This is a genomic window from Helicobacter pylori (genome assembly GCF_009689985.1).
GTDB classification, from domain to species: Bacteria; Campylobacterota; Campylobacteria; order Campylobacterales; family Helicobacteraceae; genus Helicobacter; species Helicobacter pylori_CG.
Window position 1 is genome coordinate 1 of sequence record NZ_QBAW01000020.1, and the last position, 2,108, is coordinate 2,108.

Consider the following 2,108-nt stretch of genomic DNA (forward strand, 5'->3'; position numbering starts at 1 on the left):
TAGTAAGCAAACACATAATTGAGGAAAAGGCTATACATCCTTCGGTATTCTAGTTTAGCGCCCATGAAAGAGTAATAATCCGTGTTAATGGTAGGGATTTTCACGCCCAATTCCATGCCATGCTGAGCCGCATGATCGCTGTCTTTTTTCTTAGGCCTAGCGAGATTTATTCTCAAGCCTAAATCAAACAAAAATTGGAAGTTAGAAGTGCTGACATTAGCGTTATAAATGCCATTCATCATGGTCAAATTCACTTGTTGGGAATTAAGCCACGAAGTCCCAGCTAACGCAAAACCACCAAAAAGCCCCACAGAAAGCTTGTTATTTTTGCCTAAAAAGTTGGTGTTTTTATCGTTGATGAAGTTATAAAGAGCGTCCATACCCACCCCATAAGTCCACACATCAGAAGCGGAGTTAAAAAAATTAGATTTGATATAAGCATGGTTGTAATCAAAAAAGCCGTAATACCTTAACCCCCAATTCCTTTTTTTGCCAAAGAATTGCTTATAACCCACTTGCACGCCGATGCCGTTCATCGCGCCGTTATTGTTTTGATAGTCAATCACGCCGATGCGCCTGAAAGGGTTTTTGCCCAATTCTTGCGTGATGGTTTGGAGTTGGTTGTATTTGTTGGTATCCAAAGAATAGGTGAGCAAACCTTCTGGGGAATTAGGGTTTTGAGTAGAATGCGTCATGTTTTGAAGTGGCTTAGCGTTAGGCAATTTAGAGATACCGCTATTGATCGCTTTTGAGTCGTTCCCTAAAGTGTTAAGGGCTTCTTTAAAATTCAAAATGGTTTGAGCCAAAGCTTTCTCTTGATTGACCTGATTGCCATAATAAGCGGTGTGTTGCTCCAAAGAGTTTAAAGTTTCCTTCACAAACGCGCAGCCTGAACCCCAAGTTTTGTTGTTAATCACACCAGCCGATCCTGCTTTACATTCTTCTAAATCGCTTTGGATAGGCCCTTGAATGCTGTGGAAATTGTCCGCAACTTGTTGGGCTAAGCTTAAAATCTCTGCTTGAGCTTCAGCTCTATTGAGCATTTCTTGAGCGAATTGCTTATTTTTAGAAGTGTAGGGGTTGAAATTGTTGGGTTGCGTGATTTGGGCGTTTTCATTAGCGTTAAGCTGTTTAGTTTTTGCTAGGGCTGTTTGAGCGTTTTTGATCATCTCGTTAATAGCGTTAAAACTATCGCCAAAAATATCCATCACATTCCCAGGCGTAGAACTCAACCCCCACGCTTTACCGCCATTGCTCGTTTGCACATGTGGGTTTTGAGTAATAAGGACTTGCATGATAGTAGCGGCTTGTTGCAAAAGGTATTCAGCGTTATTATGGTATGTCAATTGTATTGTAGGCGAGAATGCTGATCCGCCTGAATAATAGGTTGGAACCTCTTTCCCATTCTTATCATAATAGTGCTGTATGATGTTGTTTTGTGTAGTGGTCTTATAATTGGTTTGTTGTATGTTGACTACCCCTGTTTTGGTGGTGTCATTCAAGGCAGGCATCCCGCCTCCTTGATGTTGGTTTAAAGCGGTTTGGATAATTTGATAAGCTTGGTTGAGTTTTTGGTATTCGTCAATGGATAGAATGCCATTAGGGCCTGTCCCATACGCTTGATTGCAAGTGGTGGTTGTCCCATTAAGGGCTGGTGTGTTGCCAAACGATTGATAGCTTTGATTGTTGGTAGGGCCAGGGCCGCAGCCAATAAAAAGGGCTATAGTTTGCCACATGCCCACAGCGGCATTGAGTGCTAAAGCCACAGCTTGATAGGCGGGGGAAGTGGTGGTAGCGCTAGTGAGGTTGATCGCGCTTGAGCTTAAATTATCAATCGCACCCGTGATCGCGCTTGGTGTGCTGGCTAGATTGACTAAGGAATTTAAGTAATTGTATTGGTTTAAAAGGTTGCTCAAGTTATCGTATCTGTCCGCAAGATTTTGCAATGCTCCTGTGTTTTTCACTTGTTGAACCGCTTCACCGATTTGATAGCCCACACTCATATAAAATCCATCGTCTTCAGCCCTTGATAATGAAGCCATGAGAGAAAGAGAGAGCAAGAGGGATTTTTTGATTTTCATGTTTTCTCCTTTTGATAGATTTTTCTT

The 2,108-nt window shown here is 42.0% G+C and carries 1 protein-coding gene; it reads right to left on the reverse strand.

Going from position 1 to position 2,108, the window contains the following annotated elements; translation table 11 throughout:
• Positions 1-2,081, reverse strand: a 2,081-nt coding sequence (sabA, locus tag DBU79_RS07665) for a Hop family adhesin SabA/HopD (RefSeq protein ID WP_326731487.1), incomplete at its 3' end; no start/stop codon positions are given.
• Positions 2,082-2,108 lie beyond the last annotated feature (27 nt).